29 protein-coding genes and 1 riboswitch are annotated in these 26,061 nt (G+C 71.6%); of the genes, 13 read left to right on the top strand and 16 right to left on the bottom strand.

Features of this window, described 5'->3' with window-relative positions:
* Window positions 1-89 precede the first annotated feature (89 nt).
* The 8 genes from ACZ53N_RS32030 to bioB form a co-directional block, all read right to left on the bottom strand.
* Window positions 90-1,103 carry a hemolysin family protein gene (locus ACZ53N_RS32030; RefSeq protein ID WP_469144316.1) on the bottom strand — a complete coding sequence of 338 codons (1,014 nt, stop codon included), beginning with the start codon at window positions 1,101-1,103 and terminating at the stop codon, window positions 90-92.
* Window positions 1,100-2,497 carry a hemolysin family protein gene (locus ACZ53N_RS32035; RefSeq protein ID WP_469144317.1) on the bottom strand — a complete coding sequence of 466 codons (1,398 nt, stop codon included), beginning with the start codon at window positions 2,495-2,497 and terminating at the stop codon, window positions 1,100-1,102. The genes ACZ53N_RS32030 and ACZ53N_RS32035 overlap by 4 nt, the downstream gene beginning before the upstream one ends.
* A gap of 186 nt (window positions 2,498-2,683) precedes the next feature.
* Window positions 2,684-3,130 carry a GNAT family N-acetyltransferase gene (locus ACZ53N_RS32040; RefSeq protein WP_469144318.1) on the bottom strand — a complete coding sequence of 149 codons (447 nt, stop codon included), beginning with the start codon at window positions 3,128-3,130 and terminating at the stop codon, window positions 2,684-2,686.
* A gap of 55 nt (window positions 3,131-3,185) precedes the next feature.
* Window positions 3,186-3,371 carry a hypothetical protein gene (locus tag ACZ53N_RS32045; RefSeq protein WP_469144319.1) on the bottom strand — a complete coding sequence of 62 codons (186 nt, stop codon included), beginning with the start codon at window positions 3,369-3,371 and terminating at the stop codon, window positions 3,186-3,188.
* A 31-nt stretch (window positions 3,372-3,402) separates the two neighbouring features.
* Window positions 3,403-4,083, bottom strand: a complete 681-nt coding sequence (locus tag ACZ53N_RS32050) for a class I SAM-dependent methyltransferase (protein ID WP_469144320.1) — start codon at window positions 4,081-4,083, stop codon at window positions 3,403-3,405.
* 139 nt (window positions 4,084-4,222) lie between these two features.
* The gene (bioD, locus tag ACZ53N_RS32055) at window positions 4,223-4,936 is read right to left on the bottom strand and encodes a dethiobiotin synthase (RefSeq protein ID WP_469144321.1); all 714 of its coding nucleotides are present in this window, start codon (window positions 4,934-4,936) and stop codon (window positions 4,223-4,225) included.
* A 179-nt stretch (window positions 4,937-5,115) separates the two neighbouring features.
* Window positions 5,116-6,420 (bottom strand): adenosylmethionine--8-amino-7-oxononanoate transaminase, encoded by a 1,305-nt coding sequence (locus tag ACZ53N_RS32060; protein ID WP_469144322.1) that lies wholly within the window; start codon window positions 6,418-6,420, stop codon window positions 5,116-5,118.
* The gene (gene bioB / locus ACZ53N_RS32065; RefSeq protein ID WP_469144323.1) at window positions 6,413-7,633 is read right to left on the bottom strand and encodes a biotin synthase BioB; all 1,221 of its coding nucleotides are present in this window, start codon (window positions 7,631-7,633) and stop codon (window positions 6,413-6,415) included. The genes ACZ53N_RS32060 and bioB overlap by 8 nt, the downstream gene beginning before the upstream one ends.
* A gap of 148 nt (window positions 7,634-7,781) precedes the next feature.
* Between bioB and ACZ53N_RS32070 the strand changes: the two genes are divergently transcribed.
* The gene (locus tag ACZ53N_RS32070) at window positions 7,782-8,951 is read left to right on the top strand and encodes an 8-amino-7-oxononanoate synthase (protein WP_469144324.1); all 1,170 of its coding nucleotides are present in this window, start codon (window positions 7,782-7,784) and stop codon (window positions 8,949-8,951) included.
* A gap of 3 nt (window positions 8,952-8,954) precedes the next feature.
* Here ACZ53N_RS32070 and ACZ53N_RS32075 read toward each other — a convergent pair whose 3' ends face one another.
* Both ACZ53N_RS32075 and ACZ53N_RS32080 read right to left on the bottom strand, forming a co-directional pair.
* Window positions 8,955-9,230 carry a DUF397 domain-containing protein gene (locus tag ACZ53N_RS32075; protein WP_469144325.1) on the bottom strand — a complete coding sequence of 92 codons (276 nt, stop codon included), beginning with the start codon at window positions 9,228-9,230 and terminating at the stop codon, window positions 8,955-8,957.
* A gap of 9 nt (window positions 9,231-9,239) precedes the next feature.
* The gene (locus tag ACZ53N_RS32080; protein WP_469144326.1) at window positions 9,240-10,118 is read right to left on the bottom strand and encodes a helix-turn-helix domain-containing protein; all 879 of its coding nucleotides are present in this window, start codon (window positions 10,116-10,118) and stop codon (window positions 9,240-9,242) included.
* A 265-nt stretch (window positions 10,119-10,383) separates the two neighbouring features.
* Here ACZ53N_RS32080 and ACZ53N_RS32085 point away from each other — a divergent pair, with 265 nt between their 5' ends.
* Entirely contained in the window at window positions 10,384-10,812 is a 429-nt protein-coding gene (locus ACZ53N_RS32085; RefSeq protein ID WP_130876563.1) for an ATP-binding protein, read from the top strand.
* 353 nt (window positions 10,813-11,165) lie between these two features.
* Here ACZ53N_RS32085 and ACZ53N_RS32090 read toward each other — a convergent pair whose 3' ends face one another.
* The 3 genes from ACZ53N_RS32090 to ACZ53N_RS32100 form a co-directional block, all read right to left on the bottom strand.
* Window positions 11,166-11,636, bottom strand: a complete 471-nt coding sequence (locus ACZ53N_RS32090; protein ID WP_469144327.1) for a C40 family peptidase — start codon at window positions 11,634-11,636, stop codon at window positions 11,166-11,168.
* Between the two features lie 4 nt (window positions 11,637-11,640).
* Window positions 11,641-11,826: riboswitch (cyclic di-AMP (ydaO/yuaA leader) on the bottom strand.
* Window positions 11,827-12,145: 319 nt separating this feature from the next.
* Window positions 12,146-12,454 (bottom strand): hypothetical protein, encoded by a 309-nt coding sequence (locus ACZ53N_RS32095; protein WP_469144328.1) that lies wholly within the window; start codon window positions 12,452-12,454, stop codon window positions 12,146-12,148.
* Window positions 12,455-12,460: 6 nt separating this feature from the next.
* Window positions 12,461-13,096, bottom strand: coding sequence for an ATP-dependent Clp protease proteolytic subunit (locus ACZ53N_RS32100; RefSeq protein ID WP_469144329.1), 636 nt, complete (start codon window positions 13,094-13,096; stop codon window positions 12,461-12,463).
* Window positions 13,097-13,249: 153 nt separating this feature from the next.
* On the opposite strand from ACZ53N_RS32100, the gene ACZ53N_RS32105 reads away from it, so the two are divergent.
* The 11 genes from ACZ53N_RS32105 (at window position 13,250) to ACZ53N_RS32155 (ending at window position 23,405) form a co-directional block, all read left to right on the top strand.
* A complete protein-coding gene (locus tag ACZ53N_RS32105; RefSeq protein WP_469144330.1) occupies window positions 13,250-13,999 on the top strand; it encodes a dienelactone hydrolase family protein in 750 nt (249 codons plus the stop codon).
* 268 nt (window positions 14,000-14,267) lie between these two features.
* Entirely contained in the window at window positions 14,268-15,572 is a 1,305-nt protein-coding gene (locus ACZ53N_RS32110; RefSeq protein ID WP_469144341.1) for a phosphatase PAP2 family protein, read from the top strand.
* Between the two features lie 176 nt (window positions 15,573-15,748).
* On the top strand, window positions 15,749-16,048 hold the full coding sequence (locus tag ACZ53N_RS32115; RefSeq protein ID WP_469144331.1) for a type II toxin-antitoxin system Phd/YefM family antitoxin: 300 nt from the start codon (window positions 15,749-15,751) through the stop codon (window positions 16,046-16,048).
* Between the two features lie 193 nt (window positions 16,049-16,241).
* Window positions 16,242-16,544, top strand: a complete 303-nt coding sequence (locus ACZ53N_RS32120) for an urease subunit gamma (protein ID WP_469144332.1) — start codon at window positions 16,242-16,244, stop codon at window positions 16,542-16,544.
* 17 nt (window positions 16,545-16,561) lie between these two features.
* Window positions 16,562-16,873 carry an urease subunit beta gene (locus ACZ53N_RS32125; protein WP_184736981.1) on the top strand — a complete coding sequence of 104 codons (312 nt, stop codon included), beginning with the start codon at window positions 16,562-16,564 and terminating at the stop codon, window positions 16,871-16,873.
* Entirely contained in the window at window positions 16,866-18,587 is a 1,722-nt protein-coding gene (locus ACZ53N_RS32130; protein ID WP_466900246.1) for an urease subunit alpha, read from the top strand. Before ACZ53N_RS32125 ends, ACZ53N_RS32130 begins: the two co-directional genes overlap by 8 nt.
* Window positions 18,588-18,589: 2 nt before the next feature.
* Entirely contained in the window at window positions 18,590-19,306 is a 717-nt protein-coding gene (locus ACZ53N_RS32135) for an urease accessory protein UreF (RefSeq protein ID WP_469144333.1), read from the top strand.
* Window positions 19,307-19,455: 149 nt separating this feature from the next.
* Window positions 19,456-20,151 carry an urease accessory protein UreG gene (gene ureG / locus ACZ53N_RS32140; RefSeq protein ID WP_469144334.1) on the top strand — a complete coding sequence of 232 codons (696 nt, stop codon included), beginning with the start codon at window positions 19,456-19,458 and terminating at the stop codon, window positions 20,149-20,151.
* On the top strand, window positions 20,148-20,957 hold the full coding sequence (locus ACZ53N_RS32145; RefSeq protein ID WP_469144335.1) for an urease accessory protein UreD: 810 nt from the start codon (window positions 20,148-20,150) through the stop codon (window positions 20,955-20,957). Before ureG ends, ACZ53N_RS32145 begins: the two co-directional genes overlap by 4 nt.
* Before the next feature lie 171 nt (window positions 20,958-21,128).
* Window positions 21,129-22,730, top strand: a complete 1,602-nt coding sequence (locus ACZ53N_RS32150) for an alpha/beta hydrolase (protein WP_469144336.1) — start codon at window positions 21,129-21,131, stop codon at window positions 22,728-22,730.
* Between the two features lie 291 nt (window positions 22,731-23,021).
* A complete protein-coding gene (locus ACZ53N_RS32155) occupies window positions 23,022-23,405 on the top strand; it encodes an SSI family serine proteinase inhibitor (RefSeq protein WP_469144337.1) in 384 nt (127 codons plus the stop codon).
* Window positions 23,406-23,423: 18 nt separating this feature from the next.
* Here ACZ53N_RS32155 and ACZ53N_RS32160 read toward each other — a convergent pair whose 3' ends face one another.
* The 3 genes from ACZ53N_RS32160 to ACZ53N_RS32170 form a co-directional block, all read right to left on the bottom strand.
* Window positions 23,424-23,582, bottom strand: a complete 159-nt coding sequence (locus ACZ53N_RS32160) for a hypothetical protein (protein WP_469144338.1) — start codon at window positions 23,580-23,582, stop codon at window positions 23,424-23,426.
* A 123-nt stretch (window positions 23,583-23,705) separates the two neighbouring features.
* A complete protein-coding gene (locus ACZ53N_RS32165; RefSeq protein ID WP_469144339.1) occupies window positions 23,706-24,656 on the bottom strand; it encodes a cytochrome c oxidase assembly protein in 951 nt (316 codons plus the stop codon).
* 126 nt (window positions 24,657-24,782) lie between these two features.
* On the bottom strand, window positions 24,783-25,808 hold the full coding sequence (locus tag ACZ53N_RS32170; protein WP_469144340.1) for a 6-phosphofructokinase: 1,026 nt from the start codon (window positions 25,806-25,808) through the stop codon (window positions 24,783-24,785).
* Window positions 25,809-26,061: the final 253 nt, after the last annotated feature.

Consider the following 26,061-nt stretch of genomic DNA (forward strand, 5'->3'; position numbering starts at 1 on the left):
CTCGTACTGGGCGTACTCGGGCGAGCCCGACAACGCAGCGAGCGTGCGTGCCAGGCGTCGCGGGCCAGGCGCGACTTTGCGGACACACCCTAGGGCCGCTGGCCCACCAGCTCGCGCAGTACGTCCTCCAGCGTGACCAGTCCGGCCAGCCGGTCGTCCGCGCCGATGACGGCCGCGAGATGGGTGCCGGTGCCGCGCATCGCCGTGATCACGTCGTCCAGCGGGGTGGCCGCCCGCACCTGGGCGATCGGGCGCATCCGGCGACGCGGGAAGGGGACGTCGCGCGGTTCGGCGTCCAGCGCGTCCTTCACATGCAGATAGCCCGTGATCCGGCCCGCGTTGTCCACCACCGGGAAGCGGGAGAACCCCGACTCCGCGGAGAGCCGCTCCAGCCCCTCGGGGGTGATGCCGAAGGGGGCGGAGACGACCCGCTCGACCGGCATCACGACGTCCTGGACCGGGCGGGAGCCCAGCTCCAGCACGTCCCGCAGCCGCTCGGTGGCCCGGGCGTCCAGCAGGCCCGCCGCGCTGGAGTCGGCGACGATCCGGGCGAGCTGATCGTCCGAGAAGGTCGCCGCGACCTCGTCCTTCGGCTCCACCCGCAACAGCTTCAGCAGCGAATTCGCCAGCTGGTTGATGGCGAACACCACCGGGCGCAGCGCCCGCGCGAGGGTGACCAGCGGCGGGCCGAGCAGCAGCGCGGTGCGCACCGGTTCGGCGAGGGCGATGTTCTTCGGCACCATCTCGCCGAACAGCATGTGCAGATACGTCGCCACGGCCAGCGCGATCACGAACGACACCGGGTGGGTCAGCCCGGGCGGGATGCCGACCGCGTGGAAGACGGGCTCCAGGAGATGGGCGATCGCCGGTTCGGCGACCACGCCGAGCACCAGGGTGCACAGCGTGATGCCGAGCTGGGCCGCGGCCATCAGAGCCGAGATGTGCCGCAGGCCCCACAGGACACTGCGGCCACGTCGGTCACCGCGCTCGGCGTACGGTTCGATCTGGCTGCGGCGCACCGAGATCAGGGCGAACTCAGCGCCGACGAAGAAGGCGTTGACGACCAGCGTCGCCAGGCCGATGAGCAGTTGGACGGCGGTCATCGGCCGGCCTCCCTACGGGTGCGGGATCGGGATCCGCCGCCTGTCGCGGAGTCGAGGCCGGGTCCGCCGCGGGGCTCGGGGCCCGGGTCCGGCGGCGGAGCCGTCAGCCGGACCCGCGCCGCGCGGCGGCCGGAGGCGTCGACCACGTCGATCCGCCAGCCCGCCACCTCGACCGTGTCGCCCTCGGCCGGGATCCGGCCGAGCTCGGTCGCGACCAGCCCGGCCAGCGTCTCGTACGGGCCGTCCGGCGCCCGCAGGCCGATGGCCTCCAGCTGGTCGGTACGCGCCGCGCCGTCCGCGTCGTAGAGCTCGCGGCCCGCGGCGTCCTGCCCCGCCGGGGCGAGGTCGGGGATCTCGACGGGGTCGTGCTCGTCGCGCACCTCGCCGACGACCTCCTCGATGATGTCCTCCAGGGTGACCACGCCGGCCGTGCCGCCGTACTCGTCGATGACGACGGCCATGCTGCGCTTGGCCGACAGCCGGTCCAGCAGCCGGTCCACCGTCAGTGACTCCGGCACGAGCAGCGGCTCGCGCAGCAGTGCCGCGACGGGGTGGTGCGGGCGCCGCTCGGCGGGTATCGCGAGGACGTCCTTGATGTGGGCGATGCCGACGACCGTGTCGAGATTGCCCCGGTAGACGGGGAAGCGGGACAGTCCGGTCGCCCGGGTGGCGTTCGCGACGTCCTCGGCCGTGGTCTCCGCGCCCAGCGCGGTGACCTGGACGCGGGGCGTCATCACGTTCTCCGCCGTCAGTTCGGCGAGGTTCAGCGTCCGCACGAACAGCTCAGCGGTGTCCGCCTCCAGCGCGCCCTCCTTGGCGGAGTGCCGGGCGAGCGCGACCAGCTCCTGGGGTGAGCGCGCCGTGGCCAGCTCCTCGGCCGGCTCCAGACCCATCCGGTACAGCGTGCGGTTGGCGGTGTTGTTGAGGTGGGTGATCAGGGGCCGGAACGCCGCGCTGAACGCGCGCTGGGGACCCGAGACCCGCTTCGCCACCGGCAGCGGCCGGGAGATCGCCCAGTTCTTCGGCACGAGCTCGCCGACGACCATCAGCACCACCGTGGAGATCACGGTGCCCAGCACCAGGGCGGTCGAGGACGCCACGGAGGCGGCCAGGCCGAGCGCCTTCATCGGGCCGGTGAGCAGGGCCGCGATCGACGGCTTGGAGATCATGCCGATGATCAGACCGGTGACGGTGATGCCCAGCTGGGCACCGGAGAGCTGGAAGGTGAGGCCGCGCACGGCCTTGAGCGTGCCCTCGGCGCCGCGCTCGCCCTTCTCGACGGCCCGCTCCAGCTCGCCCCGCTCGACGGTGGTGAGGGAGAACTCGGCCGCGACGAAGACGGCACAGGCCAGTGTCAGCAGCAGGGCGACCAGCAGGAGGAGTACTTCGGTCATCGGTTCACCTCCGTCCCATGATCCGGCAGGGGCGGGAGGATCGCGCGATGTCGACTCCGGGGACTACTGGGAGGCTCGCCCATGGCTGGACGCTCACACCTTTCGTTGGCTCGTGGTTTCGGTGCAGCTCGTGGTTGCGGTGAAGAAGGACCGAGAAGGTCAGTTTGACCAGTCAATGGTAAAGGATCAGCAAAGCGGTGCGGTCCCAGTGGCATCGAGCGGCTTGACCCAGCGGCTCCACTGCGGCTCGCGGACGTAGCCCGCCGCGCGCCACGCATGGTGCGCGGCGTCGTTCCGCTCCAGCACCATCGCGTCCCCACGGCGGCCGCCGAGCGCGACGAAGCGCTCCTCGGCGGCCGCCAGCAGCGCGCTCGCCACGCCCCGGCGGCGGTGACGGGGGTGGACGGCGAGCCGGTAGAGATGACACCGCCAGCCGTCGAAGCCGGCGATCACCGTGCCGGCCAGCTCGCCGTCGTGCTCGGCCAGCAGCAGCGACTCGGGGTCCCGGTCGAGAAGCCGGGACACGCCCGCGTGGTCGTCGCTGATGCTGGTCCCCTCGGCGGCGTCCTTCCAGAAGGCCAGCACGGCGTCGAGCTCCGAGGGCGCCGCGGCCCGGATATGAAGATCGCTCATGGCGGCGATCCCATCACCGGCCGGGATGCGGTGTCGAACACGTTTCGCCATCCGGTCAGGTGCCGCGCGGCGCTTCGAGCACCGGGACGACGTCGTCCGGCTGAAGCTCCAGAGCGGTGGAAGACCGGCGGCCGAACGGCTCGCGACGGACGCGCACCCGCTCCGCGATCTCCTTGCCGCGACCGGCCGGCGCGGCGGGGCGCGCCGGAGCTCCGGGCGGCGGCCGCCCGTCGGACCGCACGGCCCGGGGCCCCGCGCCGATCAGCCGCCGGTCACCTCCCGTCGCTTTCGCGCGGGCGTCTGGCCACCCCCAGCACACAGGTCGAAGAAGGCGACGGCACTCTGCCCGCCGGTACCCGCAGCCGACGGTACGGACCCAGCTCGAACCCCGCCGCCTCGATCTCGGCCAGCGGGTCCCGCGCCGTGTGACAGCCGCCGAACAGCGCCGGCCAGATGGTCCGGTCCAGCGCCCGCTGCACGGTCGCCTGCCCCCGCCCCTCCGCCAGCCCGTGCTCGAAGAACCGCAGCTCACCGCCCGGCCGCAACACCCGGCGCAACTCCGCCAGGGCCCGCCGCACATCCCGCACGGAACACAGCACCAACGACGCCACCGCCGCGTCGTACGCCTCGCTCTTCACCGGCAGCGCCTCCGCCACCCCCGGCACCACGTCCACCGGCACCCCGGCGCGCACGGCGGACTCCACTGCCAGCCGCCGGAGCAGCCGCTCCGGCTCGATCGCCACGACCTCGGAGACGGTCCCCGGGTAGTACGAGAAGTTCAGCCCGTTCCCCGCGCCGATCTCGAGGACCCGCCCCGACAGCCCGTCCAGCAACTCCCGCCGGTGCGCGGCCACTCCGGCCCGCCGGTCGGCCACCGGGCTCAGCTTCGCGTACACCCGCGCGAACAACGGATGGTGCACGGCGTCGTGCGGCGTTCTGGTGTTCCGCGGCATGACACACCCCTTCCCGGGGATACGACGGCTACCGCGATTCTTCCCCGGTCGAAGCCGCCACCACCGTCGCCGCGCCGCCTCCTTGGGGTGGGGCGGCGGGTGGTGGCGATCAGGCCCGCTCGGAGCTGCTCAGGGCCGCTCAGTGGTGCTGGGACGCGAAGCGCCCCGCGTCCCAGCCGCCGGACAGCTCCGGCGCCAGCCAGCCGGGGGCCGCGGTACGGAAGGTGGCCGGGGGGAGGGCGCCCGCGCCCTCGGGGACGGCTCCCAACAAGGGGGCTCCCGCCGACTCGGGGAAGTCGGTGAGGTTGCAGAGCATGGCGAGGTCGGGCGCGGCCGGCCAGCTGCCGATGACCACGCCTTCGCAGCGCAGGCCGCGCGAGCGCAGGGCCTCGGCCGTGAGCGCGGTGATGTTGAGCGTGCCCAGGCCGGGCTGGGCGACGAGGAGCACCGGCGCGTCCAGCAGCTGTGCCACGTCCGCGAGCGTCGAGCCCGCCTCGTCCAGCCGGACCAGCAGCCCGCCCGCGCCCTCGACCAGCACCAGATCATGGCTCTCGGCCAGACGGGCCGCCGCCTGCGCGATCTCCTTCGGGCGCACGGGCGCACGGCCGGCCCGGCGGGCGGCCGTCGCCGGCGCCAACGGCTCGGGGTAGCGGGCGAGTTCGAGCCCCGTCACCGCCCCCGCCAGCCGCTCGACCTCCGCGACGTCCCCCGGCTCCTGTGCCGTGACGCCCGTCTGTGCGGGCTTGAGCACGGCCACGGAGCGGCCGGCGGCCACCGCCGCGGCCGCGACCGCCGCGGTCACGACGGTCTTGCCGACCTCGGTCCCGGTGCCGGTGACGACGAGTACGGACATGATTCCCTGCCTCCGTTCGCCGCGCGCGCAGCGCGGTGTGCTGGTCGGCGGCTTGGTGAACCGGTCGACCGCCGGCGCGGAGCCGGCGTCTTCCGGCGTCCGCCGCCGTTCTTCGTGAGCGATGTGTTCCGACGGGCCGACCGGAGGCGGGACACGTCCCCGCCCCCGGCCCGCTGGGGCTACCCCGCCGCCGCGACCGCCCGGACGCCCGCGCAGATCCTGGCCACGTCCTCGTCCTCCGTGATGTAGGGCGGCATCGTGTACACGAGGTTGCGGAACGGGCGCAGCCATACGCCCGCCCGCACCGCGGCCCGTGTGGCCGCGGCCATGTCCACGTCGTGGTCCAGCTCGACCACTCCGATGGCGCCGAGCACGCGCACCTCCCGTACCGCCGGCAGCTCGGCCGCGTCGGCCAGGCCCTCGCGCAGTCCGGTCTCGATCCGCTTGACGTCCGTCCGCCAGTCCCGCGCGAGCAGCAGGTCGATCGAGGCGTTCGCGATCGCGGCGGCCAAGGGGTTGGCCATGAACGTCGGGCCGTGCGCCAGCACCGGCACCTCGCCCCGGGAGATCCCCTCCGCCACCCGCGAGGTGCACAGCGTCGCGGCCATCGTGAGATATCCGCCGGTCAGCGCCTTGCCCAGGCACAGCACATCGGGGGAGACGCCGGCGTGTTCCGAGGCGAACAGCGGGCCCGTGCGGCCGAAACCCGTGGCGATCTCGTCGAAGATCAACAGCACGCCGTGCTCGTCGCACGCCTCCCGCAGCACCCGCAGATACGCGGGGGAGTGGAAGCGCATGCCGCCGGCGTTCTGCACCACGGGCTCGACGATCACCGCGGCCAGCTCGTCGGCGTGCCGTGCGACGAGCTCCCGCAGGTGCGCGACGTACGCCGGGTCGGGCTCGGCGTCGAAGCCGGTGGGTGGCGCGTCGGCGAAGATCTGGCGCGGCAGCGCACCGGACCACAGCGCGTGCATGCCGCCGTCCGGGTCGCACACCGACATCGGCTGCCAGGTGTCACCGTGGTAGCCGCCGCGCCAGGTCAGCAGCCGCTGCTTGCCCGGCCTGCCGACCGAACGCCAGTACTGGAGGCACATCTTCACGGCCACCTCGACCGACACCGAGCCGGAGTCGGAGAGGAAGACGTGGCGCAGCGGTTCCGGGGTGATCTCCACCAGGCGGGTGGCGAGCCGCACGGCGGGCTCATGGGTGAGCCCGCCGAACATCACATGGCTCATCTTCCCCAGCTGCGCCTGGGCCGCCTCGTTGAGCACCGGGTGGTTGTAGCCGTGGACCGCCGACCACCACGACGACATGCCGTCGATCAACTCGGCCACGCCGTCGACCGGTTCGGCGAGCCGCAACCGCACCCCCGACGCGGATTCGATGACCAGCGGATCGACCCGGCCGGGCATCGGACCGTACGGATGCCAGACGTGCTCTTTGTCGAGGGCGAGCAACTCGCCCGCGGTGAGCGGCTCAGGCATTGGGAGGCAGTTCCGTGCCGGCGCCGCGACGACGGACGGCGACCAGGTCCGTACGGGCCTCGCCGGCGTCCGCGCGGGGCTCACCGGCCGGAGCCGGAATCTCTGCCTCCGGGGTGGTCGTGGCCTCGGCGGCCTTACCCGCGTCGCCGTCCCCGCAAGGACCGCAGCCGCCGCCCCCGTGCCCGCCGCAGCCGGACGCCACCGCGTCGGCCCGGTGCGCGGGCAGCGTCGTGGTGCCGGTGCCCTCCACCTCGAAGCCGGCGTCCGCGATCATGTCGAGGTCCGCCTTGCCCTCCTGGCCCTCACTGGTCAGATAGTCGCCGAGGAAGATCGAGTTGGCGAGGTGCAGCGCGAGCGGCTGCATCGACCGCAGGTGCACCTCGCGGCCGCCCGCCAGCCGTACCTCCACGTCCGGGCAGACGAACCGCACCATCGCCAGAATGCGCAGCGCGCGCTGCGGGGTGAGGTTCCACTCCTTGGCCAGCGGGGTCCCCTCGAAGGGGATGAGGAAGTTGACGGGCACCGAGTCCGGGTTCAGCTCGCGCAGCGCGAAGACCACGTCCACCAGGTCCGCGTCGCTCTCGCCCATGCCCGCGATCAGCCCGGAGCAGGCGGACATCCCCGCCGCCTGGGCCTGCTGCACGGTGTCGACGCGGTCGGCGAAGGTGTGCGTGGTGGTGATGTCGCCGTACGTCGCCTCGGAGGTGTTGAGGTTGTGATTGTAGGCGTCGGCACCGGCGGCCCGCAGCCGCTCGGCCTGTCCGTCGGTCAGCAGCCCGAGGCACGCGCAAACCTCGACGTCCTCGTTCTGCTCCTTGATCGCCTCGATGGTCTTCGAGACCCGGTCGATGTCCCGGTCCGTCGGGCCGCGCCCGCTGGCGACCAGGCAGACCCGCTTCGCCCCGCCGGCGACGCCCGCGGCCGCCGCCTTCGAGGCGTCGTCCGGCTTGAGCCAGGTGTACTTGAGGATCTCGGCCTTGGAGCCCAGCCGTTGCGAGCAGTACGAGCAGTCCTCGGGGCAGAGCCCGGACTTGAGGTTGACGAGGTAGTTCAGCTTCACCCGCCGTCCGAACCACCGGCGGCGCACCTTGCCCGCCGCGGCCACCACATCGAGCAGGTCGTCATCGGTGGTCGCCAGTACGGCGAGCGCCTCTTCGCGGGTCGGCAGCTCCCGCCGCAACCCCTTGTCCACCAGCGTGTTCAGCAGGTCCATGGCGCCGATCCTCGCCTACGGCACCACTTCCGGCCAAGGTAGAGATCGCACAACGGGGGCCGATTCATGTGTGTGTATTGCCACACCCTGACCAGGGCCCCCGGCGGCTACGTTCTATGCAAACCCCACAGAACGCGAAGGACGGCCGATGCCCCAGGATCCGTTCGACTGGATCGACGCGGAGTACGAGCGGCGACTGGCCGCCGGGCTCGTACGGACCCTACGGCCGCGGGCCGCCGACTCGCCGCTCATCGATCTGGCCGGGAACGACTACCTGGGCCTCACCCGTCACCCCGAGGTCACCGGGGCCGCCGCCGAAGCGGCCCGCCGCTGGGGCGCGGGGGCCACCGGCTCCCGGCTGGTCACCGGCACCACCGCCCTGCACGCCCGGCTGGAGGAGAGCCTCGCCGCGTTCTGCGGATTCGAGGCGGCGCTCGTCTTCTCCTCGGGGTACGCCGCGAACCTCGCCGCGGTCACCGCCCTGTGCGGACCGCCGAAGCTGTCCGGTACGTCCCCGTCGGTGCCCCTCGTCGTCTCCGACGCCGGTAACCACGCCTCGCTCATCGACGGCTGCCGGCTCGCCCGCGCCGAGACGGCCGTCGTCCCGCACGCCGACGCGGAAGCGTTCCGCAAGACGCTGGAGGCGCACGAGGGCCGGGCCCTCGCCGTCACCGACTCCGTCTTCTCCGTGGACGGCGACGCCGCACCGCTGGCCGCGCTCGCCGAGGCGTGCCGGGAGCACGGCGCGGCACTGCTGGTGGACGACGCGCACGGACTCGGTGTCCTCGGCGAGGGGGGCCGGGGCGCGGTGCACGCGGCGGGTCTGGCGGGGGACGCGGACGTCGTCGCCACGGTCACCCTGTCGAAGTCGCTGGGCAGCCAGGGGGGTGCGGTCCTCGGCCCCGCCCGTGTCATCCGGCACCTCGTCAGCCACGCGCGCACGTTCATCTTCGACACCGGTCTCGCCCCGGCGGCGGTGGGCGGCGCGCTCGCGAGCCTCGAGGTGCTGCGCCGCGAACCGGAGCGCGCGGCCCGGGTGCGGTACGTCGCCACCGAGCTGCACCGGAGGGTGACGGCGGCGGGGCTGACGGCGGTACGGCCCGACGCGGCGGTGGTGTCCGTGCGGGCCCCCTCACCGGAGGCCGCCGTGCGCTGGGCGGCCGACTGCCGCACCGCCGGACTCGCGGTCGGCTGCTTCCGGCCCCCGTCCGTGCCCGATGGTGTCTCGCGGCTGCGGCTGACGGCGCGCGCGGACCTCACGGACCGGCAGATCGAGGAGGCGGCCGACACGGTCCTGCGGACCGCGCCGACCGCCTGACGCTCAACTCCTGGTGGCGGTGGCCCCATCGGACCGGTCGGCCCCGCGGCGGCGGCCGAGGCCACCGCCGCGGAGGTCTCCCACGAACGAGGACCACGCGGCGGGCGAGAACGACAGGACGGGGCCGGCCGCGCGCTTGGAATCCCGTACGGCCAGCAGGTCCGGACCGAGCGGGGACATCTCGACGCAGTTGTTCATTCCGGTGCTGTAGCTGCTGCGCCGCCATGTCGCGGCACGCAGAGCTGAGAGGGAAGGGACATAGCGAGGCATTGCGGGCATGGTGCCTCCTCACACGCCGTCATGGAGCCCGGCGATGTAATCCAACGAGTTCTCGTGCGAGAGGGCGCGGGTCCGCAGGGTGGCGAAAGCGGAACCGTACGCCCGGAGGTCTTCTTTCCGCTCCAGGTAGAGGCTACTCGTCAAGTGGTCGAGAACCACCACATCCAGATCTGCGATGCGCGGAAATGAGAAAATAACGAAAGGGCCGGTGATGCCGATATGGCTGCCGGCGGAGAACGGGAGCACATGCAGTCGCACATGCCGCATGTGCCCCGTGGTCACCAGGTGCCGTAGCTGCCCCGCCATCACCTCCCGGCCGCCGACTTCATGGCGCAGCACCGCCTCGTCCAGCACCGCGCACAATTCCAGCGGACGCTCGCCCCGCAGCACCGTCTGGCGGGCCATCCGCACCCGCACCAACTCCTCGACCTGCTCCGGAGGCGGGTCGTTCAGCGCCGCGCGGGTCACCGCGCGCGCGTACTCCGGCGTCTGCAGCAGCCCCGGCACCACCGTGGTCTCCAGGGTGCGCAGATGGGAGGCCTCGGACTCCAGGCTGATGAAGTCGAGATAGGCGGCCGGCAGCCGGTCGCGGTAGGCGTACCACCAGCCCCGCCGCGCCCCCGCGCCCTCACCCGGATCCGCCGATCCCGCGCCGCACAGTGCCCCCAGCAGTGCGCGCAGTTCCGGGTCGGTCACCTTGTAGGCATCCAGCAACAGGGCGACGTCCGAAGGCTTCACGCCACTGCAGCCCGTCTCGATCCGGCTCACCTTCGACTGGTGCCAGCCCACCGCGCAGGCCGCCTCCCGGCTGGTCAGCTCGGCCAGTTCACGCTGGCGGCGCAGCTCCGCGCCGAGCTTGCGTCGACGCACCGCGGGTCCGTAGCGCATGGGTATTCCCTTTCGGCCAAGGTGAACACGTCCACATCCATACGTCAGTGTCAATAGACCAGCGCGCCCCCCAAATGCGGTCGCTCCCGGCAGAGTTCACCGCTTCGAGCGACAGATATATGCATTTTCCGGTGGATCGCTCACTCTCGGACGCCGACGGTGGCACTCTGTGACGAAGAGCCGTCCGAGACCGCTCCCGACGTCACCGCGTCAGTTCCCCGCGTCACGCGTCGGAGTCCGGCCTCGGTAGGAAAGGGGCAGCGCCATGGCGGATCACCAGGAAGCAACCGTAACCCTGCCGAGCGCCCCCGCCTCGGTGTCCGACGCGCGCCGCTATGTCGCGCGTGTACTGGCGGAATGGGGGCTGGCGGACGGCACCGAGGACGCCGACACGGTGCGGCTGATCGTCTCCGAACTCGCCACCAACGCCGTGCAGCACACCCGCGGCCAGTCGCCCACCTTCACCGTGGACGTCCGGCTCGACCGGGAGGAGCAGCTGCGCATCGGCGTCACGGACAGTCACCCCCGCTATCCGAGAAGGCTCCCCGCCGCCGTCCAGCAGGACAACGGCCGCGGCATGGTCATCATCCGCTGTCTGACCGCCGAGCGCGGCGGCAGACTGTCGGTCACCCCGACGGCCGACGGCGGCAAGACGGTCTGGATCTGTCTGCCCTGGACCGTGCCCGTGCCCTGACCGCCCCGCGCGGCTGTGGGCCGGGCGGTGGACCCCGTCCGCGAGGAGGCCGAGGGGTCCACCACCCGGCCCGGGGGCTCGCACCGTGATCGCACAGTGCTCGCGGACAAGGCGGGTCGAGCGGCTCGGGCAGGTCACCGGCGGGCAGGCGCGCCCTTACCCGTTCCGGATCGCTGCCGGTGAAGGCGACCGTGTGCCCGGTCGGCGCCGGCGGCCCCGCGTCGCGAACGAGGGGCCGCGGCACCACAGTCGTGTCCGCCGTCGGCGGGTGGGAACACACCCGTTGCCGCGTCGGCGCACAGGGAGGCGAGGAAGGTGGCGGGGGCGGCCGTGGCACGCCACCGCCGCACGCTCTAGTTCACGCGGCCGTAACTGACGCTTCTGGTCCAGATCCGCTCGTGGCGGACGACCGCGCCGGTCTTGGGAGCGTGCAGGATCTTGCCGCTCCCGACGTAGATGCCCACGTGATAGACGCCGCCGGCGGAGTGGAAGAACACCAGGTCCCCGCGTTGGCGGGCGGAGCCGGGCACATGGCGGACGCGGTTGTACTGGGCGGCGGCGGTGCGGGGCAGCTGCTTGCCGACCCGCTTGTACGAGTACTGCGTCAGCCCCGAGCAGTCGAAGCTGTACGGTCCTGTCGCGCCCCACTGATAGGGAGCGCCCTGCTTCGATTCCGCTATCCGCAGGGCGAGGGTGGAGACGTTCGCGGCCTCGGCGTCGGGCGAACCGCCGGGCACCAGCACCGAGGCGCCGACGGCTGCGAGGGTGAGGGCCGAGGCGGCCTTGGCCCTGGAGAACTTCGTTGGTCGTTTGTGCGCGGCCATACGCAACCCTTCGTCTGCCGCCTATGAAGGATGACCTGTCGGGTTCGGGCAGGCGAAGATGCCCGGCCGCCGAGGCGGCTTCACCCCAAGGGGCGACCAGTGGTGCCGGTCGTCCCGCCGTAATCGGGTCCTCCACTCCTGCCGATGCACTCGTGTCGACCAGTCATCCGGGCGGCGGCAGGATTCGGCGTCCGCCCGGACCGCCCCGCCGCGGTGGCGGGGTCTTGTCGTCGCCTGGATCTTGGCGCAGCCGCGGCACGGATTCTGAGAGGATCCGGTGATATGTGAGCCTGGTCACCTCTGGCGTGTTCGGGTGGACACCGGACGGTTTGACGCCCACTGCTCAACCCTGTTGAGCCGTTCACCTGCGGCGAGTTGATCTCCGCGATCGCATCGTGCGCGCACGGCTCGGATCGATCACTGCGCGATGTCTACGCAGGGTCCGCTGTCTGCGGGAGATCGCGTTGACGTGTCGCCCAGCCGGTCGTTCCGGCGCGCGTCCGGGCTCATCAGCCCGGCGTGTTCGGCGGCATGGTGACCCGTGCGGCCCGCCGCTCCCCGTCCAGGACCAGCATCGCCCGCGCGAGTGTTCCGGTGTGCACCTCGCGTTCGCCTCGCTCGTGCATGAGCGTCAACGCGTCGCGCAGTCCCGCCGCCGCGACCACGAGAGCCTGCGCCGCCCGTAGTCCGGCGTACGTGTCATGCGCGCGGGCCGGGTTGATCCGGCCCAGCAGATCCAGTACTTCCAGATACCGGTCCACCAACTCGCCCTCGGCGCGGGTCAGGGCGGGCAGGGGTGGCAGTTGGGGTGGCCACATCGCGGCTCACCTCGCGCCGAGCGAGACGCCCGGGCCCTTGCGGCTCGAGGTGAGCCGGTCGACCAGCCCGTACGCCACCGCGGCCTCGGCGTCGAAGACCGTGTCCCGCTCGATGTCCCGGTCGACCCGCTCCACGCTCTGTCCCGTGTGCCGCACCAGCATCGCCGCCAGCGTGTCGCGCCTGCGCGACATCTCCCCCGCCTGGATCTCCAGATCGGAGGGTTGGCCCTGGACCGGTTCGCTGAGGGACGGCTGCTGGATGAGGATCCGCGCGTTCGGCAGCGCCAGTCGTTTGCCCGGGGTGCCGGCGGTGAGCAGTACGGCGGCGGACGAGGCGGCCTGGCCCAGGCAGATCGTCTCCACGTCGCAGCCGATGTAGCGCATCGTGTCGTAGATGGCGCACATGGCGGAGAAGGAGCCGCCGGGGGAGTTGATGTAGAGCGAGATGTCCTGCTCGGGGGCCGCGTGTTCGAGGTACATGAACTGCGCGATCACATCGCCGGCGCAGGTGTCGTCGATCGGTGTGCCCAGGAAGACGATGCGCTCGGACAGCAGCTTGGAGTACGGGTCCATGGTGCGGGCGCCGGTGCTCGTGCGCTCGGTGAACTCGGGCAGGACATAGCGGGCCGTGAGTCGGTGCATGGCGGCACTCCCCATCCGTAAAAAATGTACAGGACGTACAGATCGTTGGAGTGAGCATGGCCCAGCGGGGCTCGGTGCGGCAATGGATCGGACGCGGTTTCGCTCTGGGCGTGCCTTGTGCGCGGGCCTCGGTCCAAGGAAGGATGATCCGCCATGCCCACCAAGACGCTGGAGATTCCCACCGCGGACGGCCAGGCCGACGCTTTCGCCGCGTTCCCCGACCATGGCGAGCGGCACCCGGGGGTGCTGCTGTACGCGGATGCCTTCGGTCTGCGGCCCGTGCTGAAGGAGATGGCCCGCGAGCTCGCCGGGCACGGGTACTACGTGCTCGTCCCCCACCTCTATTACCGGCACGGCCCCGCACCGGTGATCGAACTTCCCGAACACATCGGAGAAGAGGTCCGGCCCGCTGTCATCGACCGGCTGATGCCCTTGGTCGAGGCGCACACCACCGAACGGGTCCTGCGCGACGCCGACGCCTACCTCGGCTTCCTCACCGCCCAGCCCGAGGTCGGTGCCGGACCGGTCGCGGTGATCGGCTACTGCATGGGCGCCGCCCTGGCGATGCGCACCGCGACGGCCCACCCCGACCGGGTGGCCGCCGTCGCCGGATTCCACCCCGGCTTCCTGGTCACCGACGCGCCCGACAGCCCGCACCGCGGCATCCCCGAGCTCGGCGCCCAGGTCCACCTCGGCCTCGCCGAGAACGACATGACGCCCGAGACCATCAGCGAGCTCAACCAGGCCCTGGATGCCGCGGGTGTCGCCTACACCACCGAGATCTACCCCGGCACCACCCACGGTTTCACGATGGCCGACACCGACGCGTTCGATCCCTCCGCGCTGCGGCGCCACTGGGACCGCCTGCTCCCCCTCCTCGACCGCACCCTGGCCAACGGCTGAGGCCCAGGGCGCCGGAGTTCTCGGCTCGCGCGCCGGCCGAATCCCTGATCGCGACGCGGTGCCCGCCGGGCGTGCCGTGACCGACGAGACCCACCCGCACCACTCCGATAGCATGTTCGAGATCACGACGATTGCCGTCACACCCGTCCTTCACCGGAAAATCCTGGCATCCGGCGCGGAGGGTCGCTTTATTTAGCTAACGTCTAACAAATCGGCCAAACAATTGATATCTATAGCAGCACGGTTGTTCTCGCGAATAAACCGCAGAATTGCGTCCGTCGAGTGGCGTCAACCGCGGGTGATCCTCTGGGCCACGGTGGTTGTGGTGGGCCTCGGATTCCTCATCGCACTGGAGATCGCCGCACGTGGGTACGGCCTGCCCGGGCCGATGACCAACCAGGCGAAAGAGGTGGTGCTCGCCCCCAAGTCAGGGCCGCTGCTGTACGCCAGCATGGCGTTGATGATGGTGGTGCTCACCTGGCGGCAACGGTTCATCGCGGCTGCTGCCGCGGTCGGCATCGACATCGCCTTCTTTCTGGTGCGGTGGGCGGTCGACGCCAAGATGATGTTCGGCAACGGCGCGTTGTGGGTGATTCTGGGCTGCGCGGTCATCGCTGTCACGCGCCGCACCGGCCGCGAACGTGTCCTGCTGCTGAAGGGTGTCGGGCTGGGCCTGCTGCTGGTGGCCGGCCGTAAAACCGGCGACACCTGGCTGCTCATCACGTCGAAGACCCGCCCGGATGTGCTCGACCAGTACGTGGCGACCGCCGATCACGCGCTGGGCAGCCCGTCGTGGCTGGCGGGCCGGATCGTCGAGGCCACCGGCACGGTCGGCGAGCATGTCCTCGACTACGTCTACATTCAGCTCGCGGTGGCCGCGGTCGTCGTCGCGCTGTACCAGCTGCGCCACGTGGCGGCCGAGCGCCGCTTCCCGGGTCACCATCTGGTGCGCACCTTTCTGATGATCGGCCTCCTCGGGCCGGCCATCTACATGATCTTCCCGGTGGTCGGACCGATCTTCGCCTACGGCGCCGACGGCGGGCACTGGGCGGTGGCCGATCTGTGGCCGAACACGCCGCCGCCGATCACTGCCCCGCATCAGATGCCGTTCGACGAGATCACCCCGCGCAACTGCATGCCCAGCCTGCACACGGCGTGGGCCACCACGATCTTCATTCATTCCCGCACGGGCCCACGAATTCTGCGGTACGCGGGCACGTTCTGGCTGATCGCCACCCTCGGCGCGACGCTGGGATTCGGCTACCACTACGGCGCGGACATCGTCGCCGGTGCGGTGTTCGCGTTCACGATCGAGGCGGCGCTGCGTGCGCTCGACCGTGGCTGGGACCGGTCGGGAATCCAGCTGGTCACGTACGGCACCACGGTCTTCGCCGCGCTTCTGCTGTCGTATCGCTATCTGTCGATGGAGATGGCCGAATATCCGTGGGTCTTCGGGCCGCTTCTTCTTCTGGCGATGGGCTCAGTGATCTACGGCTACCAGCGGATCACCAAGCTGTGGGAACCGAAGGCGGCACCGCTGCGGCAGCCGGAACCGCAACCCGAACTCGTGTGAGTCATGGGGCGCACAGCATGAGCTGAACGCTTCCCGGGTGGGGCCGGGAAGCGGGTGGCCGGTCCGCAAGGTGCCAGGGCTTTGCGGGCGAGTGCCGGCCCGAAGCCTCTGACCTGGTATTTCCCTGCTTTTCAGGGATCCCGCGGACATCGGGGCAGGCAATTAAGCTGGTGGGCATGGCCTACGAAATTCCTGTGACGCAAGCCCGCGCCGAGCTGGCGGAGCTGATCAACCGCGTGGTCTACGGCGGCGAGCGGGTGGTCGTCACGCGCCACGGGAAGCCGCTGGTCGCCCTGGTGTCCGCCGCTGATCTGCAACGGCTCGAAGAGAGTGAGGCCGGGGCGGAGTCCGAGGCCGAGGAGCAGGTGATCAGCACGGTCTCCGCCGTGCACACCCTGCCGTCCGCGCCCGAGGACCGGAGCCGGTTCGGCCTCGCCGCCGAGTACCGGCGGCCCGACCTGCCCCCGCGGCACTGAGGGCCACGGCCGACCGCCGTGACCTCTGGCCACGGCTTTGCAAAGAGTCAGTTAACACGTGGGAAAAGCTTGCGCCCTAATCTGCAATCCCAGGCCTTCGGGAGAAGAACCCCAGGTCAACAGTGTGTAGAACTCAGGTGTGCCTCCACGGTGTTCGGTAGGGAGGTCCTGGTTCTTCAGTGAGGTGGGACGCATGCAACTTTCCCCGCATGAACAGGAACGCCTGCTCATCCATGTGGCCGCCGACGTGGCCGAGCGGCGGAGGGCGCGCGGGCTGCTCCTCAATCACCCCGAAGCGGTCGCGCTGATCACCGCGCACGTCCTCGAAGGCGCCAGGGACGGTCGCACCGTGGCGGAGCTGATGTCCTCCGGACGCAAGGTGCTCACCCGTGACGAGGTCATGAGCGGCATCCCCGAGATGATCCCCGACGTCCAGGTCGAGGCCACCTTCCCGGACGGCACGAAGCTCGTCACCGTCCACGAGCCCATCGGATGACCGGGGGAGACGCGCAGATGATTCCCGGAGAGATCCTGCACGCCGCCGAGCCCGTGCGCCTCAATCAGGGCTCCCCCCTCACCCGCCTCACCGTCCTCAACGCCGCCGACCGGCCCGTGCAGGTGGGCTCGCACTACCACTTCGCCGAGGCCAACCCGGGCCTGGACTTCGACCGGGCGGCCGCCCACGGCAAGCGCCTCGACATCGCCGCCGGTACCGCTGTGCGCTTCGAGCCGGGCATACCCGTCGAGGTCGGCCTCGTGCCCATCGGTGGCAAGCGTGTCGTCGAGGGCCTGCGCGGCGAGTGCGGAGGCCCCCTCGATGTCTGAGCTCAGCCGCGTCGCCTACGCCGATCTCTTCGGGCCGACCACCGGTGACCGGATCCGGCTCGCCGACACCGACCTCCTCGTGGAGATCGAGGAGGACCGCTCCGGCGGGCCGGGCCATGCCGGCGACGAGGCGGTCTTCGGCGGCGGCAAGGTCATCCGCGAGTCCATGGGCCAGTCCCGCGTCACCCGCGCCGAGGGCGCCCCCGACACCGTCATCACCGGTGCGGTGGTCCTCGACCACTGGGGCGTCGTCAAGGCCGACGTCGGTCTGCGCGACGGCCGGATCACCGGCATCGGCAAGGCCGGCAACCCCGACACCATGGACGGTGTCCACCCCGACCTCGTCATCGGCCCCGAGACCGAGATCATCGCGGGCAACGGCAAGATCCTCACCGCCGGCGGCATCGACGCCCACGTCCACTTCATCTGCCCGCAGTCCGTGGACGCGGCCCTCGCCTCCGGTGTCACCACACTCCTCGGCGGCGGGACGGGCCCGGCCGAGGGCAGCAAGGCCACCACCATCACCCCCGGCTCCTGGCACCTCGCCCGGATGTTCGAGGCGATGGAGGGGTACCCCGTCAACATCGGACTGCTCGGCAAGGGCAACACCGTCAGCTACGACTCCATGCGCGCCCAACTGCGCGCGGGCGCCGTCGGCTTCAAGATCCACGAGGACTGGGGCGCCACCCCCGCCGCCATCGACGCCTGTCTGAGGGTCTGCGAGGAGAGCGGCGCCCAACTCGCCATCCACACCGATACGCTCAACGAGGCCGGCTTCGTCGGCGACACCCTCGCCGCCATCGCCGGGCGCTCCATCCACGCCTACCACACCGAGGGCGCGGGCGGCGGCCACGCACCCGACATCATCACCGTCGTCTCCGAGCCCAACGTCCTGCCCAGCTCCACCAACCCCACCCGGCCGCACACCGTCAACACCGTCGAGGAACACCTCGACATGCTGATGGTCTGCCACCACCTCAACCCGGCCGTCCCCGAGGACCTGGCCTTCGCCGAGTCCCGCATCCGGCCCAGTACCATCGCCGCCGAGGACTTCCTGCACGACCTGGGCGCGATCTCGATCATCTCCTCCGACTCCCAGGCCATGGGACGCATCGGCGAGGTCGTGCTGCGCACCTGGCAGACCGCGCACGTCATGAAGAAGCGGCGCGGCGCCCTCCCAGGCGACGGCCCGGCGGACAACGCGCGGGCCCGCCGCTACGTCGCCAAATACACCATCAACCCGGCCGTGGCCCAAGGGCTGGACCACGAGATCGGCTCCGTCGAGACCGGAAAGCTCGCCGACCTGGTGCTGTGGGACCCGGCGTTCTTCGGCGTCAAGCCACAGCTCGTCATCAAGGGCGGCCAGATCGCCTACGCGCAGATGGGCGACGCCAACGCCTCCATCCCCACCCCGCAACCGGTCCTGCCGCGCCCCATGTTCGGTGCCACGGGCCGCGCCCCCGCCGCCAACTCCCTGAACTTCGTCACCCAGTGGGCCCTCGACGACGGACTCCCCGAACGGCTGGACCTCGGCAAGAGGTTCGTCCCGATCCGGGACACGCGTGGCGTCGGCAAGGCCGACATGCGCAACAACGACGCCCGCCCGCATGTCGAAGTCGACCCCGACACCTTCACCGTCACCATCGACGGCGACCCCGTGGACCCCCGGCCCGCGGCGGAACTGCCGATGGCCCAGCGCTACTTCCTCTTCTGACCATGGACACCCCTCCCTGCGCTCCGGGTGCCGCGGGGCCGCCCGCCGCCCGCGCCGCCCTGCTCGTCCTCGCCGACGGGCGGTTCCCCGCCGGGGGCCACGCGCACTCCGGCGGGGCCGAGGCGGCCGTCAAGGCCGGGCGGATCCGCGACGCGGCCACGCTGGAGGCGTTCTGCCGCGGGCGGCTGCACACCGCCGGGCTCACCGCGGCCGGGCTGGCCGCCGCCGCGACGGCCGGACTCGACCCGCTCGACCTCGACGACGCGGCCGACGCCCGCACCCCCTCACCCGCCCTGCGCGCCGCCGCGCGCAGGCTCGGCCGCCAGCTGATGCGCGCCGCACGCGCGGCCTGGCCGTCACCCGGCCTCGACGCCCTCGCCGCCGCCCGGCCGCGCGGCGCCCACCAGCCCGTGGTGCTCGGCCTCGCCGCCCGCGCGGCCGGGCTCACCCCGCTGGACGCCGCGTACGCCGCCGGATACGAAGCGGTCAGCGGACCGGCCACGGCGGCCGTGCGGCTGCTGAGCCTGGACCCGTTCGCCGCGACCGCCGTACTGGCCGGACTCGCGCCCGCGCTCGACCGGGTCGCGCACGAGGCCGCGGGGGCGGCGCGGCGCGCCGCGTACGAGGGTCTTGACGCGCTCCCGGCCCCGGCAGCGCCGTTGCTCGACATCGCCGCCGAGCAGCACGCGGCGTGGCCTGTGCGGCTGTTCGCCTCGTAAGCAACCGGGGGTCCGCCCCGGACCCCGGTCATCGAACTTCCCCAGCCACCGCGGCTGGATGTCTCGCCGGACCGGCGGAATGTCCAGCCCGTCCGGCGCTTGAGGACGCCGCGCGCAGCGCGGTCGACCACCGAACCTCCGGAGGAAACATGCATCTCGACCACCCCGACGCCTACCCCCACCGCCACACCTACAGCGCAGCGGACCCGCACCGCCCCGACGGCACCCGCCGCGCCCTGCGGATCGGTCTCGGCGGGCCCGTCGGGTCCGGGAAGACCGCGACCGTGGCCGCGCTGTGCCGGCTGCTGCGCGACGAGTTGTCCATCGCCGTCGTCACCAATGACATCTACACCCGCGAGGACGCCGAATTCCTACTGCGGCACGCCGTGCTGCCGCCCGAGCGGATCACCGCCGTCGAGACCGGGGCCTGCCCGCACACCGCGATCCGTGACGACATCTCCGCCAATCTCGAAGCCGTCGAGGATCTGGAGGACGCCCTCGGGCCGCTCGACCTCGTTCTCGTGGAGTCCGGTGGCGACAACCTCACCGCCACCTTCTCCAAGGGGCTCGTCGACGCGCAGATCTTCGTCATCGACGTGGCGGGCGGCGACGACATCCCGCGCAAGGGCGGCCCCGGGGTGACCACCGCGGACCTGCTCGTCGTCAACAAGACCGACCTCGCGCCCTACGTCGGCGCCGATCTGGAGGGCATGGCCCGCGACGCCAAGGCCCAACGCGGCGATCTCCCCGTCCTCTTCACCTCGCTCGTCGCCGAGGGCGGCGTGCGCCCGGTGTCCGACTGGGTGCGCGAGCGGCTGGCCGGCTGGGCCACGGTCTCGCCGTGACGTCCGCCGCCGCAGATCCCGTGGCGGACGCCGGGCTGCGGGCCGCGGCGCACGTCGTCGCGGCCCCGGACGGCAGGGGCGGCACCGGGCTGCCCGTGCTCGACGGCGCGGGGCCGTTCGCGCTGCGCAGGCTGCGGCCGCAGGGGCATGAGGCCCATGTGCGGCTCGTGGGGGCCATGAGCGCGCCCCTCGGCGGTGATCTGCTCGGCCTCACCGTGGAGGTGGCGGACGGCGCCGCCCTGCGGTTCTCGACCACCGCCGCCACCATCGCCCTGCCCGGGCGCACCGGTGCGCCCGCCGCGTACGACACCCGGATCCACGTCGGTGACGGCGCCACGCTGCGCTGGCTCCCCGAACAGCTGATCTCCGCCCGGGGCAGCGACCTGCGGACGACCACCCGCGTCGAACTCGCCCCGACGGCCCGGCTGGTGCTCCGCGAGGAGCAGGTGCTCGGCCGCGTGGGCGAGGACCCCGGACGGCTGGCCGCCCGGCTGACCGTGCGCCGCGCGGGCCGTCCGCTGTTCGACCAGGAGCTGACGTACGGGCCCGGGGTGCCCGGCTGGGACGGGGGTGCCGTGCTGGGCGGGCACCGGGCCGTCGGGCAACTCCTCGTCGTGGATCCGGCCTTCGAGGAACACCCGGTGCGGCCCCGACTCCTCGGTGCGACCGCCGCGCTCACCCCGCTCGCCGGGCCCGCCGTCGTGGTGAGCGCGGTGGCCCCGGACGCGCTGCGGCTACGCGGGCTGCTGGACGCGGGACTTGCGACCGTCTTCGACGGAGATGACGGGATACGGGCGTTTTGGTGAACCGGGGGCTGTCGGCGACACAGGTGTCACCCCGGCTTTCGTCATCCTTACAGATTAGTAAAGAACGTCCGTGCGACCTGTCCTTTGTGGCAATGGAGGCGAAAGGATCCCCCTGCAGCTCCGTGATCATCGTCGCGTGCGTACGCGGCGCATCAGCAGGGGGAAAACCACGTGAGACCTACAGCAATATTCGGTGCGGCCGGCACCGCGGTGACGGCCGCACTCGTCGCCGGGCTCCTGGCCGCACCGGCGGCCGACGCCGGCGAGCGGGTACCGGGCGGCGCGGCCGAGGCGAAGGGCGTGCAGATCGCCGCCGCCAAGGCGGCGAAGAAGGGCATCAAGTGGCAGGACTGTCCTGCCGCCTGGGGCCTGGAGAAGCCGATCCAGTGCGGCTTCGTCACCGTCCCCGTCGACTACACCAAGCCGAACGGCCGCACCATCGAGATCGCGGTGGACCGGGTCCGTTCCACCGGCAAGGCGAGCGAGCGCCAGGGCGCCCTCCTGTACAACCCCGGTGGCCCCGGCGGCTCCGGCATGAAGTTCCCGCGGCGGGTCACGACCAAGAACCCGCTGTGGACCAAGACGTCGAAGGCGTACGACTTCGTCGGCTTCGACCCGCGCGGCGTGGGCCACTCCGCCCCGATCTCCTGCGTTGACCCGCAGAAGTTCGTGTCGGCCCCCAAGGCCGACCCGGTGCCCGACAGCGAGGCCGACAAGCGCGCCGAGCGCAAGAAGGCCAAGGAGTACGCCGACGGCTGCCACGAGCGCAGCGGCAAGCTGCTCCCGCACCTCACCACGATGAACACCGCCCGTGACGTGGACGTCGTCCGCGCCGCCCTCGGTGAGAAGAAGCTCAACTTCCTGGGCGTCTCCTACGGCACCTACCTCGGCGCCGTCTACGGCACGCTCTTCCCGAGCCACGTCCGCCGCATGGTCGTCGACAGCGTCGTCAACCCCGCGCAGGACAACATCTGGTACGACGCCAACCTCGAGCAGGACGTCGCCTTCGAGGGCCGCTTCAAGGACTGGACGAAGTGGGTCGCCAAGCACGACGGCGTCTTCCACCTCGGCAACACCCAGGCCAAGGTCCAGAAGCAGTGGGAGAAGCTGCGCGCCTCCGCCAAGAAGAAGCCCATCGGCGGGGTCGTCGGCCCGGCCGAGCTGATCAGCTTCTTCCAGGACGCCGCGTACTACGACTCCGCGTGGGTCCCGGTCGCCGAGACCTGGAGCAAGTACCTCGCCGGTGACGAGAAGGCCCTGGTCGAGGCGGCGGGCCCGGACCTGTCCGACACCGTCGGCAACGCCGCCAAGGAGAACGGCAACGCCGTCTACACCGCGGTCGAGTGCGCCGACGCCAAGTGGCCCACCAGCTGGAAGAAGTGGGACCGGGACAACACCCGTATCCACCAGCAGGCGCCGTTCATGACCTGGGCGAACGCCTGGATGAACCTGCCGTGTGCCACCTGGAAGTCCAAGCAGGGCACCCCCCTCGAGGTCGCCACGCACAAGGGTCTGCCGCAGACGCTCATCGTTCAGAGCGACCGTGACGCCGCCACGCCGTACGTGGGCGCGGTCGAGCTGCACAAGCGCTTCAAGGGCTCGCGTCTGATCACCGAGAAGGGCGCCGGCTCGCACGGCGTCGTCGGTCTGGTCAACCCGTGCATCAACGACCGGGTGGACGCCTACCTCGTCGACGGCAAGCTCGACGCCAAGGACGTGACGTGCGCCCCGCACGCCACCCCCGAGCCGCCGAAGGCCGCCGCCGCCAAGTAAGGCGGGCGACGACGACGCGAGACCGGGCCCCGGTCTCCCCTCAGAACGAGGGGAGACCGGGGCCCGGCTCGTTCCTCCGGAGGCGTCAACGCCCCCGCGGAGCGAAGACCCTCGCGAAGGCCGCCCTGGTCGGTGAGTCGGCGGTGCGGGGCCGGTAGCCGTGACGCGCCGCCGACCAGGTGATCAGGTGCCGCCAACCGGCCTACCGGCCGGTGCGGCCGCTTGCCGTCACGGGCCCGGCCGGGTGGCCTGGACGGGGGCATCCCCGCGCCCGCGCCCCAGGAGGCACCGATGTCCGTACGTACCGCCGTGGTCGTGGCGACGGCCGCCGCGCTGACCGTCCTCCCCCTGGCCCCGGCAGACGCCGACGAGCCGGGTCACGGGCGGCTCTTCCTGACCGTCTCCGGCGCCCGGGACACCTGGATCCGCGGTGTCCGGCTGGCCTGCCCGGGCCCGGGCCACCACCCCCACGCGCGCGAGGCCTGCGCGGACCTGACCCGGGCCCACGGCGACCCCGGCGCCCTGACCGGTGACCGGCACCTGTGCACGCGCGAGTACGACCCGGTCACCGCCGGCGCCGAGGGCACCTGGCACGGCCGTGCCGTCAACTGGCGCAAGACCTTCCCCAACGCCTGCGCCCTCGAGTCCGCGACCGGACACGTCTTCCGGTTCTAGGGCCTGTCCGGGAGCCCCTCACGAGCCCCGGGCCGCCAGGGCCCCCAGGGTCACCAGCATCAGCACCACCCAGGTGAACCACAGCCAGCCGTTGCTGCCGAGAGTCACCGAATAGGCGGTCACCACGACCAGACCGCCCACCGTCAGCCCCGCCATCGTCTTCGTCGATCCGGGCATGCCCCGCACCTCCTCACGGCGGCCCCGACGTCGATACCGACAGGCGTGAACGCGCGGACCGCGGCCAGGAGACCATCGTCTCCCGGCCGCGGTCCGTACCGCCATACCGCTGTCGCCGGCCGCTCACTGCTCCCGTGTGCGGAGCGAGGCCAGATACGCGTTGTAGGCCGCCAGCTCCTTGTCACCGTCGCGGTCCGCCGTCCGGTCCGAGCGCCGTGCCTGGCGCTGGTCGGAGCGGTACCACTGGTACACCAACGCGATCAGCACCACGACCGAGGGGATCTCGCTGAACGCCCAGGCGATGCCGCCGCCCGCCTGCTGGTCCGACAGCGGATCGATGCCCAGCGAGGCCGGCGGGTGCAGATACGTGCCGATCATCGGCTCCGAGGCCATCATCAGCGCGATACCGAAGAACGCGTGGAAGGGCATCCCGGCGAACAGCTCCAGCATCCGCATCACATATCCCGGCCGGTGCGGACCCGGGTCGACGCCCATGATCGGCCAGAAGAACACCAGACCCACGGCGAGGAAATGCACCATCATCGCGATGTGCCCGGCCTTGCTCCCCATCAGGAAGTCGAAGAGCGGGGTGAAGTACAGCGCGTACAGGCTCGCGATGAACAGCGGGATCGTGAACGCCGGGTGCGTGATGATCCGCATGTAGCGGCTGTGCAGCAGCGCGACAAGCCACTCGCGCGGCCCCTTGCGCCCGCGCCCCGCCGCCGGCAGCGCCCGCAGGGCCAACGTCACCGGGGCGCCGAGCAGGATCAGGATCGGCGAGAGCATGCTGATGACCATGTGCTGCACCATGTGCACGCTGAACATGACCATGCCGTACTCGTTGAGCTTGGTGCACATCACCACCGCGACCGTCAGCACACCGAGCACGAAGGCGACCGTACGGCCGACCGGCCACGCGTCACCCCGCCGCCGCAGCCGCACCACGGCCCAGCCGTACAGGCCCAGCCCCAGCAAGCAGCTGATCATGAAGAACGGATCGCCGCTGAACTCCAGACCCCGTCGCAGGGTGAACGGCGGCAGATCCATCATCATGCCGTGCCCGCTGTGATCCATCCGCTCTCTCCCATTTCGCACCAATGCGCCGGGACCAGAGTAGAGCCGCCCCCGGCCGGGACTCCGGCCGGGGGCGGCTGTCGCGCGCACGCCCCGGGAGCTGCCGGGAAACGCGTGAGGGTCAGCTCACAACACGCACTCGACCTCGGCGTACCGCTCCTGCGGCACGGTCTTCAAGTGCTCGACGGCCGCCGCCAGCGGCACCAGCGTGATGTCCGTACCGCGCAGGGCGGTCATCATCCCGAATGCTCCCCGGTGCGCCGCCTCCACCGCGTGCCAGCCGAACCGCGTGGCCAGCACCCGGTCGTACGCCGTGGGCGTACCGCCGCGCTGCACATGGCCGAGGATCACCGGTCGTGCTTCCTTGCCCAGGCGCCCCTCCAGCTCGACGGCCAGCTGCCGGGCCACACCGGCGAACCGCTCGTGGCCGTAGACGTCCGTGGCGCCGACGTCGAAGGCCATCGTGCCCTCGCGCGGCTTGGCGCCCTCCGCGACCACCACGATCGCGAACCGCTTGCCCGCGTCGAAGCGCTGCCCGACCACCTTCGTCAGCTCGTCGATGTCGAAGGGGCGCTCCGGCACGACGATGGCGTGCGCGCCCGCAGCCATGCCCGAGTGCAGGGCGATCCACCCGGTGTGCCGTCCCATCACCTCGACGATCAGCACCCGCTGGTGTGACTCGGCGGTGGTCTTGAGCCGGTCCAGGGCCTCCGTGGCCACGCCCACGGCCGTGTCGAAACCGAAGGTCACATCGGTCGACGCGATGTCGTTGTCGATGGTCTTGGGGACGCCCACGATGGGCAGTCCGGCGTCCGAGAGCAGCCGGGCCGCCTTCAGGGTGCCCTCGCCGCCGATCGGGATGACGGCGTCCAGACCGAGATCGGCCACATGGCCCTTGGCCCGCTCGACGCCGTCGCGCAACTGGGCGGGCTGTACCCGGGAGGAGCCGAGGATCGTGCCGCCGAGGGCCAGGATGCCGCCCACCGCGTCCAGGTCCAGCTTGCGGTAGTCGGCTTCCAGCAGACCCCGCCAGCCGTCGTGGAAGCCGATGACCTCGTCGCCGTGGTCGACGACGGCTCGGTGCACGACGGACCTGATGACGGCGTTGAGTCCGGGGCAGTCGCCGCCGGAGGTGAGTACACCAATGCGCATGACAGGGAACCTTCGCAACAGGGGCCTGGAGGCCGGACCCCGTCGTCCGGCTGGATCCCCGCCACCCTACAAGTGCGGGGTGACGGGAAACACGGCCGTCCGTCATACGGGCGATTCTTCGACTGCGGCGCGTCGTTGCCGCCTGCGGCGGTGAGCGCCCTGCGGGCGCGTCCTCAATCGCCGGACGGGGTGGGTTGGGGTGGGGGTAAAACAAAACAAACCTGTCGGCACAAAACCCTCGGACAGACGGGAA

It is taken from the genome of Streptomyces sp. NPDC033229 (genome assembly GCF_055576875.1).

Excerpts from the sequence above, each read along its gene's own strand:
- ACZ53N_RS32115 (WP_469144331.1), top strand. The coding sequence starts at position 15,749 with ATGGCCTACGAAATTCCTGTGACGCAAGCCCGCGCCGAGCTGGCGGAG.
- ACZ53N_RS32170 (WP_469144340.1), bottom strand. The coding sequence starts at position 25,808 with ATGCGCATTGGTGTACTCACCTCCGGCGGCGACTGCCCCGGACTCAAC.
- ACZ53N_RS32035 (WP_469144317.1), bottom strand. The coding sequence starts at position 2,497 with ATGACCGAAGTACTCCTCCTGCTGGTCGCCCTGCTGCTGACACTGGCC.
- ACZ53N_RS32130 (WP_466900246.1), top strand. The coding sequence starts at position 16,866 with ATGTCTGAGCTCAGCCGCGTCGCCTACGCCGATCTCTTCGGGCCGACC.
- ACZ53N_RS32080 (WP_469144326.1), bottom strand. The coding sequence starts at position 10,118 with ATGCGCTACGGACCCGCGGTGCGTCGACGCAAGCTCGGCGCGGAGCTG.
- ACZ53N_RS32125 (WP_184736981.1), top strand. The coding sequence starts at position 16,562 with ATGATTCCCGGAGAGATCCTGCACGCCGCCGAGCCCGTGCGCCTCAAT.
- ACZ53N_RS32155 (WP_469144337.1), top strand. The coding sequence starts at position 23,022 with ATGTCCGTACGTACCGCCGTGGTCGTGGCGACGGCCGCCGCGCTGACC.
- ACZ53N_RS32085 (WP_130876563.1), top strand. The coding sequence starts at position 10,384 with ATGGCGGATCACCAGGAAGCAACCGTAACCCTGCCGAGCGCCCCCGCC.
- ACZ53N_RS32040 (WP_469144318.1), bottom strand. The coding sequence starts at position 3,130 with ATGAGCGATCTTCATATCCGGGCCGCGGCGCCCTCGGAGCTCGACGCC.
- ACZ53N_RS32090 (WP_469144327.1), bottom strand. The coding sequence starts at position 11,636 with ATGGCCGCGCACAAACGACCAACGAAGTTCTCCAGGGCCAAGGCCGCC.
- ACZ53N_RS32105 (WP_469144330.1), top strand. The coding sequence starts at position 13,250 with ATGCCCACCAAGACGCTGGAGATTCCCACCGCGGACGGCCAGGCCGAC.
- ureG (WP_469144334.1), top strand. The coding sequence starts at position 19,456 with ATGCATCTCGACCACCCCGACGCCTACCCCCACCGCCACACCTACAGC.
- ACZ53N_RS32120 (WP_469144332.1), top strand. The coding sequence starts at position 16,242 with ATGCAACTTTCCCCGCATGAACAGGAACGCCTGCTCATCCATGTGGCC.
- ACZ53N_RS32060 (WP_469144322.1), bottom strand. The coding sequence starts at position 6,420 with ATGCCTGAGCCGCTCACCGCGGGCGAGTTGCTCGCCCTCGACAAAGAG.
- ACZ53N_RS32070 (WP_469144324.1), top strand. The coding sequence starts at position 7,782 with ATGCCCCAGGATCCGTTCGACTGGATCGACGCGGAGTACGAGCGGCGA.
- ACZ53N_RS32160 (WP_469144338.1), bottom strand. The coding sequence starts at position 23,582 with ATGCCCGGATCGACGAAGACGATGGCGGGGCTGACGGTGGGCGGTCTG.
- ACZ53N_RS32030 (WP_469144316.1), bottom strand. The coding sequence starts at position 1,103 with ATGACCGCCGTCCAACTGCTCATCGGCCTGGCGACGCTGGTCGTCAAC.
- ACZ53N_RS32095 (WP_469144328.1), bottom strand. The coding sequence starts at position 12,454 with ATGTGGCCACCCCAACTGCCACCCCTGCCCGCCCTGACCCGCGCCGAG.
- ACZ53N_RS32135 (WP_469144333.1), top strand. The coding sequence starts at position 18,590 with ATGGACACCCCTCCCTGCGCTCCGGGTGCCGCGGGGCCGCCCGCCGCC.
- bioB (WP_469144323.1), bottom strand. The coding sequence starts at position 7,633 with ATGGACCTGCTGAACACGCTGGTGGACAAGGGGTTGCGGCGGGAGCTG.
- ACZ53N_RS32050 (WP_469144320.1), bottom strand. The coding sequence starts at position 4,083 with ATGCCGCGGAACACCAGAACGCCGCACGACGCCGTGCACCATCCGTTG.
- bioD (WP_469144321.1), bottom strand. The coding sequence starts at position 4,936 with ATGTCCGTACTCGTCGTCACCGGCACCGGGACCGAGGTCGGCAAGACC.
- ACZ53N_RS32075 (WP_469144325.1), bottom strand. The coding sequence starts at position 9,230 with ATGCCCGCAATGCCTCGCTATGTCCCTTCCCTCTCAGCTCTGCGTGCC.
- ACZ53N_RS32165 (WP_469144339.1), bottom strand. The coding sequence starts at position 24,656 with ATGGATCACAGCGGGCACGGCATGATGATGGATCTGCCGCCGTTCACC.
- ACZ53N_RS32100 (WP_469144329.1), bottom strand. The coding sequence starts at position 13,096 with ATGCACCGACTCACGGCCCGCTATGTCCTGCCCGAGTTCACCGAGCGC.